The organism is Streptomyces sp. ISL-1 (genome assembly GCF_018614585.1).
In the GTDB taxonomy this organism is placed as follows: domain Bacteria; phylum Actinomycetota; class Actinomycetes; order Streptomycetales; family Streptomycetaceae; genus Streptomyces; species Streptomyces maoxianensis.
Map to the genome: position 1 here is coordinate 1 of NZ_JAGGOI010000083.1, position 8,080 is coordinate 8,080.

At 65.1% G+C, this 8,080-nt stretch carries 9 protein-coding genes and 2 pseudogenes; 3 read left to right on the top strand and 8 right to left on the bottom strand.

From position 1 onward, the window contains the following. The 3 genes and pseudogenes from J7E87_RS34620 to J7E87_RS35775 all read right to left on the bottom strand — a co-directional run. Positions 1–184: pseudogene (locus tag J7E87_RS34620) on the bottom strand (IS3 family transposase); the annotation flags it as partial. Further along, positions 181–471, bottom strand: a complete 291-nt coding sequence (locus J7E87_RS34625; RefSeq protein ID WP_067343150.1) for a transposase — start codon at positions 469–471, stop codon at positions 181–183. The pseudogene J7E87_RS34620 and the gene J7E87_RS34625, both read right to left, overlap by 4 nt. Positions 472–536: 65 nt before the next feature. Continuing rightward, positions 537–683 carry a hypothetical protein gene (locus tag J7E87_RS35775; protein WP_251018445.1) on the bottom strand — a complete coding sequence of 49 codons (147 nt, stop codon included), beginning with the start codon at positions 681–683 and terminating at the stop codon, positions 537–539. Between the two features lie 500 nt (positions 684–1,183). Here J7E87_RS35775 and J7E87_RS34635 point away from each other — a divergent pair, with 500 nt between their 5' ends. Next, positions 1,184–2,638: a hypothetical protein gene (locus J7E87_RS34635; RefSeq protein ID WP_215098629.1), complete on the top strand. Its 1,455-nt coding sequence runs from the start codon at positions 1,184–1,186 to the stop codon at positions 2,636–2,638. Positions 2,639–3,109: 471 nt separating this feature from the next. Here J7E87_RS34635 and J7E87_RS34640 read toward each other — a convergent pair whose 3' ends face one another. Beyond that, entirely contained in the window at positions 3,110–3,661 is a 552-nt protein-coding gene (locus J7E87_RS34640) for an SUKH-4 family immunity protein (RefSeq protein WP_215098630.1), read from the bottom strand. A 42-nt stretch (positions 3,662–3,703) separates the two neighbouring features. Next, a complete protein-coding gene (locus J7E87_RS34645) occupies positions 3,704–4,453 on the bottom strand; it encodes a nucleic acid/nucleotide deaminase domain-containing protein (protein WP_308313208.1) in 750 nt (249 codons plus the stop codon). A 411-nt stretch (positions 4,454–4,864) separates the two neighbouring features. Here J7E87_RS34645 and J7E87_RS34655 point away from each other — a divergent pair, with 411 nt between their 5' ends. Next, the gene (locus tag J7E87_RS34655; protein ID WP_251018446.1) at positions 4,865–5,935 is read left to right on the top strand and encodes a PP2C family protein-serine/threonine phosphatase; all 1,071 of its coding nucleotides are present in this window, start codon (positions 4,865–4,867) and stop codon (positions 5,933–5,935) included. A 278-nt stretch (positions 5,936–6,213) separates the two neighbouring features. On the opposite strand, the gene J7E87_RS34660 is transcribed toward J7E87_RS34655, so the two are convergent. The 3 genes from J7E87_RS34660 to J7E87_RS34670 all read right to left on the bottom strand — a co-directional run bounded on the left by J7E87_RS34660 (position 6,214) and on the right by J7E87_RS34670 (position 7,909). Then, positions 6,214–6,681: a hypothetical protein gene (locus tag J7E87_RS34660; protein ID WP_374195260.1), complete on the bottom strand. Its 468-nt coding sequence runs from the start codon at positions 6,679–6,681 to the stop codon at positions 6,214–6,216. 143 nt (positions 6,682–6,824) lie between these two features. Beyond that, on the bottom strand, positions 6,825–7,403 hold the full coding sequence (locus J7E87_RS34665; RefSeq protein WP_215098632.1) for an SUKH-4 family immunity protein: 579 nt from the start codon (positions 7,401–7,403) through the stop codon (positions 6,825–6,827). A gap of 17 nt (positions 7,404–7,420) precedes the next feature. After that, positions 7,421–7,909: a nucleic acid/nucleotide deaminase domain-containing protein gene (locus tag J7E87_RS34670; protein ID WP_215098633.1), complete on the bottom strand. Its 489-nt coding sequence runs from the start codon at positions 7,907–7,909 to the stop codon at positions 7,421–7,423. A 31-nt stretch (positions 7,910–7,940) separates the two neighbouring features. On the opposite strand from J7E87_RS34670, the pseudogene J7E87_RS35785 reads away from it, so the two are divergent. Then, a pseudogene (locus tag J7E87_RS35785) lies at positions 7,941–8,080 on the top strand (IS5/IS1182 family transposase); the annotation flags it as partial.

The following is an 8,080-nucleotide window of genomic DNA, read 5'->3' on the forward strand; positions in this document are numbered from 1 at the left end:
CCTGCGAGTCAGAGAAGACCTGGAGGATGACGGCCCTCAGTTCCGCACGGCGCTTCGCAGTGGCCGACAATGGCCTCGATCTCCAGTGGTAGAAGCCCGACGTGGATACTCCCGCCCAGGTGCACATCCGCTGCACGGGAAAGTTGTCGGCCTCGCCGTCGATGAACTCATACTTCTCCGTCACCGGTATTCCTGGGCGAAGAAGGCCGCCGCTTTTCCCAGGAACTCGGTCTTCATACGGAGTTCCCGGTTCTCGCGTTCCAGTTCGCGCAGGCGGGCGCGTTCGCTGATGTTCAGGGGAGGCTCCTCCCCGGCGTGCTCTTGCCGGTATCGGCTGACCCAGGTGCCCAGCGTTCCCTCGTTCACTTGTATCTCTCGGGCGACCTCGGCGATAGGGCGCGACTCCACGACCACCATCTTGACCGCCTCGTCCCGAAACTCAGGACTGAACTTCCTACGCTTCTGTGCCACGTGCTCTCTCCGCCGTTCTGGACTTCGATCCTATGGGGACCGCTGTCCGAGAACTTCGGGGCGCCTCACTCCTCGGCGCCGAACAATTTCGTATAGAAGCCGAGCAGGACGTCCTGGTCGGCAGTGATGATCACTGGCTGGATGGTGGACATAGCACTCCTGTCGAGAACGGTCGTGTCGCTGGGTAGACCGTTCGAGGACGGTGAACTCATCGGCAAAACCGCCCTGCCAGACGATCTACACCCCAGACTGCCGCCCGCGACCAGTACGAGCAGCCCGAAACGGGGTCACACCACCCCTGCTGACCAGCCACTTCAAGATGGCGCAGCCTCCTTGTACGACGAGGAGGCGGTCTTGCCTTCGCCGGGCTGCATGCGCAGGGCCCGCCTGGACGATGTCGACCGTGGAGCCGAGGACATCCGCGAAGACCACCGCATCGCAGTTCTTGGTGTCTACGCCCTCGCCGAGTACCTGCACCGATGCCAGCACGCACCGCTCCATGACCGCGCCCTCGGCGGTGGCACCCGCGGTGAACTTGCCCAGCACCTGCCGCCGGTAGGCGGGCTTGTGCTCCCCGTACTGCCACTGACACCGGCCAAGAATCGTGCATGGGCGACTGTATTGACACCACCTCAGATCAGCCATCATTCTCAGCTGCCCCCTTGCGTAACGCTTCGAGCCTTCCGTTCTTCCCTCTGGAGGAATCACGTACATGCGGAACGACACGACGCCCTCGAATCCATCCAAGCGACGAAGACGCTCCTCGCTGCGTGCACTCACTACACGGCTGGCGAGCCTCCTGCTGCTGGCCACCGCCTTCGTCGGTCTCGACTCGTCACCGGCGCTCGCCGGCGAGGAATGCTTCCCGCCCGGCTGGTGCGGGCAAGTCATCAACAGCAACTCTTCAGGTGCTGTCGTCAGAGCAGCCAGGAGCTGGTGCGGCAACGACCTCGAAGTCTCCCTGGAGTCGGCTTCGTCCCGAATGCCTGCGGACCGCAACGGTGACGGAAAGACGGACTGCACGGACGCAGCCAACACGTTCAGTCAGAAGAGCGACCTGGCTCCAGGCTCGGAGACTCCCGACGATGAGGACTGGGATGCCTTCAGGGTCGATCAGGGGTGCAAGGCCGACACGGATGCACTCAGCTCAAGCGGCGGTGTCTACGACAACACCGACCTCCTCGGCGACCGGTGGGTCAAGGTCGACGACGGCGTGGACCGCGGCATCTACAAAGTCACCTGTGCATCGGCGCTGTCGCACGTATCCGACAACCGCTGCAGCCACTCCCCGAACAGCTTCGCTGGGAGCGGGGTCTTCAGCGCTACCGCCAACGGCGGGCTGGTGTCCGCCGAGTCGCGCATCGACGCCCACGGCGTGCTGCGGGCCCGTACCGCGAGCAGCAGTAGTGGCCCATGGGAGCAGTTCCGCTTCGACGTGGTAGACGCCAACTGCTCGGTGTACGCGCTCTGGTCTATCGACAAGCAGAGGTACGTATCCGCAGAGGCAAGCTGGCGCGGCGGCACCTCGGGCGCGCTGCGGGCCCGCGCCACCAGCATCGGCGAGTGGGAGAAGTTCACACTCCACGACCTGGGCGGCGGCGACTTCGCCCTGCGCTCGTGGGCCAACGGCCGTTATGTCACGGCGGAGCTCGCTTACCCCGGCGACCACTACGCTCTGCTGCGGGCCCGCGCGACCTCCATCGGGCCGTGGGAGACGTTCCACAAGAGTTCCACCTCGCCGTTCACGTCGTACTGCCAGGAGACCGACGCCGACACCACCTACTGCCAGGTCAGGACCAGCGGCGCATCGGGAACGGGCGCGACCGGCGTCACAGGCACCACCCACGTGTGGCTCGATTGGAGCGGCCGCTCCTCGGGCCGATGGACAGCGGCGAGCGGATCGGCATGTGTGACTGACACCTGGGCCAACGGACGGGGCGTGAAGGCCCAGCTCGACTTCCACAAGGCTGGCGCGGGCACGGCCGTCAACAGCACGAACTACGTCATCCGCGGTCCGTACAAGGACACTGGCGGCTCCTGCTCCTCCTGGTACACGTTCACTGCCAGCAACAGCAGCGGAATCGACTTCGTCGACATCGAGTGGGGCGATACCTGGAGCAACTGCAGCTACTGCTACATGGGCCGGTACAAGCTCACCGTCCTGTGAGACTGCTGAAGACCATCCGCCCCGCCGGAGTTTGCCGGCGGGGCGGCTCTGCGTGAGACGCCGCGAAGGCCAGCCCAGAGCGAGCGTCCTCTCGAACGCCAATGACGGCCTTGACGGCGACCTCGTCGAGCAGGGAGCGGGGAGCGTACCTCATCCCGACCGAGGGCCGTGATGACATGCCTGCCGCTCGTCGAAGGCACGCAGGCTGATCTCTTTCCCGGAGCGCCTACCTCTGCCTTGAGTGTGGAGGGGATGTCGGTGGAGCAGAGGAAGTCGAGGGTGGGGCCGGTGAAGCCGAGGGCTTCGGCGTCTTCGCGGACGGAGCGTTCGACGCGGTCGGTGCCGAAGCAGCCCACCAGGTCGTCGTAGGACAGGTCGAATATCAGAGTGCTCATAGCGCAGTCCAGGCCAGGTCCACGTGCGCGATGTGGAACGCGTCGCGTTCACTTCTGCGGCTGAGACGCCAGGTTTTTACCAGATGCCGTCGATGACCTCTTCGAGGGCGAGGTTCCACTGCGATTCGTCATCTTCGAAAGGCAGCGGATCGAACTCGGAAATCTCGGCACGCAAGGCGTCCATGCGCGCCTCAACATCCTCGGTGTTGTCAGCGAGCTGCTGGCGCAGGCTCTCGAACTTCGTGAGTGTGTAGACGAGGGATTCGACGTCGCGGTGGATCGGCTCGTACACCAGCTGTGTTTCGCCGTCGCCGAGCGAGTAGACGGTTCCGCTGTCCGGTGCGAGCGCGAGCGTGGTTTCGGCGAAGAGTCCGAGCACAAGCCAGTTACGGCACTCGTCGGGGACTTTTCCCTTGGTGCTGTACCACTCGGCGAGGTTGATGGAGTCGGTCGCTCTGAGGCTGGCCTTGGACATGAACCACTCGGCGTCCGGGAGCCCGACACTGCTCAGGAAGAGAGCTGTTCGGTCGTTGACGTGGTTGTGTGCTGCGTTGTAGCGGGGGAAGTAGACAACGCCCGACAGGCCGAACGTTGTGAGTACCTCGTCCGGTGTCACGGCGAAGTTCATGCTGGGGCCTTTGCATTCATGGGGGACGGCTGGTGATCGATTCTACCGGCCGTGACGGGACTTGAGCTCCTCCATGTAATTCTGGTGCTCGATGTCACGCTTGTGCCGCGGCACTGACTGGTCGTAATCGTTGGCGTGGTGAACCGCGTCAAGTTCCTTGAAATGGCTGTCCAGCCACGCCTCGTATCTCGGACGTTTCTGGCACGGCGCGCGTTCCGAGAAGACCTCCTTGAGGCCGGCCTGCTTCTCGTTGTGGACGATGGGATACCCGATTGACCGTTCGGAGTGCATGCTGTTCTTGCTGTAGCCGACGAGGATGCTCTCGCCTCGTCCGTCCGGGTCGATGTAGCGGCCGGCCGCGTAGTTGTTCCCCTCGTAGTCGTTGCGGGCGTACCGGGCGAGCTGGGTGGCCTGCCCCAGTTCGTCGGTGTCAGGGTCGACCTTGGTGGAGGTGACCTTGCCCGTGTGGGTGTCCGGTACCGAGAGCTCCTCTCGCTCCGGGCGGGACGAGGGGCGCCATGCTTTGCCGTCGTTCAGGACGCCGTGGAGGCGCTCCTTGTCGGTGCTGTCCAGGGCTTTGAGGTCACCGTCGGATTCCAGGCGCCGCACCGTGCCGTCGGCGTCCAGGAGGTAGGTGCGCACGTCCTTGCATGAGTCGATGTCGCGTTTGGTCTTCTCGTCGCGTTCCTTCTGTTCCCGTTTGCTCTTGTCGATCTTCCCGCCGTGCTTTTCGAGGACGTCTGGGTGGTCAAGGCCGAAGGTGAGGAGAGTGAGGCTGTAGGCGACGTTCACAGATGTTGCGATGCCTCCCCCGGATGCTTGCAGGCTTTCGAAGGGCTGCTCAATGGGCAAGTAGGTCTTGGCATCGATGGCTGCCGACTCCACCCAAGGAACGTTCCAGCTGGTCAGCAGAGTGCCAAAATCAAGGCTCAGGTCCGAGATGAGAGCGTTCTGCCGGGCGGCGCCTTGAAGGCGGTTGGTCGATGTGAGAGGCGATGGAGTCGAGGTGCGACGCCCGGGGGCACCGTAGCGCTGGGGGAGGTGTCGGCACGGGTCCCGGGATGCCCCGGGAGGCCGCGGCAGCGATGAGTGGAACACTCAGCTTCAGCGAGGCAGGCTGTACCCATGCGGACGCTCTTCCGCCTAGCTCCTCCGCCCGGAGCGGGCGGTCATAGCCGGGCCCTTTTCCGAGTCGCGCAGTGCATGCCGTTCGTGATCATACTGCTCGGGCTGGGGATCGAGCTCTCGCCCGCGCACGATATCTACACCGGCCCTCTCCTCGTCGCGATGCCGGCACTGGCTTCGCTGACGATGGGCCCGAAAGGCACCCTCTCGGCAGCGGCTGGAGCCCTGGCCGTCAGCCTGACCACCACCACCCTGCACGAGGCGTGGGGTGGCATGCTGATCTACAGCAACCTCCTGGGCCTCCTCGTGGTGTCCGTGGCCAGTGTCATCACGAGTAAAGCTGTGCGCGCGCGCAGGCAGAGCGAGCTCAACCAGGTTCGCCGGGTCGCCGTGGCAGCACAAAGAGTCCTGTTGCGGCCCGTACCGGCCCGGCTGGGTCCGGTGCGGGCGGCCAGCATGTATCTCGCGGCTGAGACGGGAGCGCAGATCGGCGGCGATCTGTACGAGGCCGTGCAGACCCGGTACGGGGTCCGGATGATCGTGGGGGACGTCCGCGGCAAAGGGCTGCCTGCTGTGGGTTTGGCCGCAGCCGTGCTGAGCGCCTTCCGGGAGGCGGTGCACTATGAGGACGACCTGGTGGAGGTGGTGAACCACTGCGCGGCTGCGCTGCACCGGGAGCGAGCCGCGCCGGGTGGGGTCGACCAGCACGAGAGGGAAGACGAGGCGGAGGATTTCGTCACTGTGCTCGTGGCTCAGGTGCCCGACGGTTTCGAGGTCCAGGTGGTCAATCGCGGCCATCCGCCTCCGTTGCTGCTGCGCCAGGGCGAGGTTCACGCCCTGATGCCGAGCTCATCACTGCCACCCCTGGGCCTGGACGACTTCATCACCGGTCTTCCCGCCAAGGCGGAGAGCTATCCGCTCGCTCCCGGTGACCGTCTGCTGCTGCACACCGACGGCGTGATCGAAGCCCGCAATCCTGACAGGGTTTTCTTCGCCTTGGCCGAGGCCATGAAAGCGGTGCCCTCCTGTACCCCGCCGCAGTTCCTGGAACAACTGCACCGGGCATTGATCCGTCATACCGGGGGCCACCTGGCGGACGATGCGGCGATGCTCGTCGTTGACCGGCTCGACGAAGAAGCAGGCAAATAAGCAGGCGGCGCAGCTGCTGCCTCCTGAAGTGACAGACCGCATTGATCTTCCGGCCAGTCCTGAGCGTGGACCCCCCAAATCGGACACCGTCTGTTCCCCCAGGTCAACCCTGGTGGGCAAGCCGGTCCCGGACGCCGACACGTCTTTCCCACGCGATAGCCGAGGGGCTCCGAAGAGGCTGTGGAGTTCGAGCGGGGCCTTGGCGCTGCAACACGGCCAGTGCAACAGGCAGCCGCGTTGCACCCCTGACCTGGGGAGGAACCTGATCCGGTGTCTGCTCAGGGCGTGTTACACCTCCGTGTTGCAGCGGGGCCGGCCCTCCGTTGCGGGGCTGGGCCGACTCGCTGAAGCAGCCGGTCGCGGGGGAGCAGTTGCGTGTGGGCGAAGCGCAGGGCGTCGGGCCAGGTGGGCCTGGCCGGGTGGGGCACGGCCATCTCCGCCAGCAGCAGTGCCGCGTCCACGGCCTGCGTGCCGCCCGGGCACAGCACGGCCGCGAGAATCGCGCGCCTGGCGACGTCTACGGCGATCGTCATCTCGGGCCGGCCGAGCGTGCCGTCGTCGAACAGAGCGAGGACGTCCAGACGGGTGGTGTCGATCTGCACCTGTTCCCCGGGCCGCAGGGCGACGGTGGGGGTGTGGGCCCGTCCGTCCTCGGTGATGGGCGGGGTGCGCACCGGTCGTGCGGGATGGTCGGTGGGGCCGGCGAGCTGATAGATGAGCCGGTAGAAGGTGGCCTGCGCGGGCATGGACGCGGCGGACTTCTACTACGGCGAGATGGAGATGCGCCGCCGTACCCGGAGGACGACCTCTGCCGTGGCGTTCGCGCCCGACGGCAGTAAACTGCTGGCTGCCCTCAGCCGGGGACGAGACCGGAAGACGATGGGGGTGCCTATCCCCACATGCCGAAGGAAATCTCTTCGAAGAGTTTTTCCCACTCGCTGTCAGCGTTCGCGAAGGGGGTGGGGTCCACTTCGGTGATGCGCTGTTTCATGCGTTCCACTGCCTCGGCGCCGGCCGCGCCCTCGTCGTCGTGCGGCTGGTTCTTGTAGTCGGCCTTCCCTTGCTCCAGGACGAGGAGGGAGTGGACGAGTGATGAGACGTCGGCGTGCATGGGCACGTAGAACTCTTCTCCTTCGGGGAAGGTGTAGATCTTGCCGTCTCGGGGGTCGAGCGCGACGGTGGCGTAGATGAAGCCTCCCAGCGCTTCCCAGCCTTCGGCCTCAGGGGGGCATTCTGCTCCGTCGGCGTCGAAGTCTGCTTTGAGGGTCGGGGTGTTGCCGAGTCTCGGGGATGCCTGGTCTTCCAGGTCGAGCCTGGGGGAGAAGAAGGAATTCTCGGGCAGGCCGACACGGGACAGGAACCTGGCGGTGGGCTCGTGTAGGTGGCTGCCGGCCGTGCGCGGGAAGTAGGTGACGGCCGTGAGCCCGAAAGTCTGGATGACAGTGGAGGCGGGGATGTGGGTCAGCATGCGGTCGTCTTCCCGGGCTACGGATGTCCTTGTTGCTGATGTCGCTGCTTCAAGTCTCTCATGTAGTCACGATGCTCCTTGTCCCGTGCGTAGGACTTGTCTGATTGGTCGTAGTCATTGGCGTATTCGACTTCGAGGGCTGGGTTCTTCGATTTGAAATGGATGTCCAGCCATTGGTCGCATTTGGGGCTGAGCTGGCAAGGTTCTCGCTCGGTGTAGACCGTCTGGATGTGTTTCTCCTGTCCGTGCCGGAGGACCGGGTAACCGATGAGCCGTTCGGAGTGCGGCCCTCCGCTGTCGCCGACCAGGATGACGGGCTTGCCTGTCTGCGGGTTGATGTAGCGGGCCGCAGCGAAGTTGGAGCCGAGGTAGTCCTGCTTGGCGAAGCGGGCGACTTCGGTGGCGCGTGACAGGTCGCTGCTGCCGGGTTGGATCTTGGTGGAGCTGATGGCCGGTCCGGAGCGGCCTCGCGGGACGGTGTAGGGGTTGTCCCGCTTAGAAGTCATCTCATTTGGCTGGGTTGGTAGGCTGTCGGTCGTGGTGGGGATCGTTGAGCGGCTGGTGCCGGACGAGTTGTGGGAGCTGTTCCAGCGGGTGGTGCCGGAGGCGCCGTCGCGACCTCAGGGAGGTGGGCGACGCCGACATGGTGACCGGGAGGTGCTGGCTGCGATCGTGTT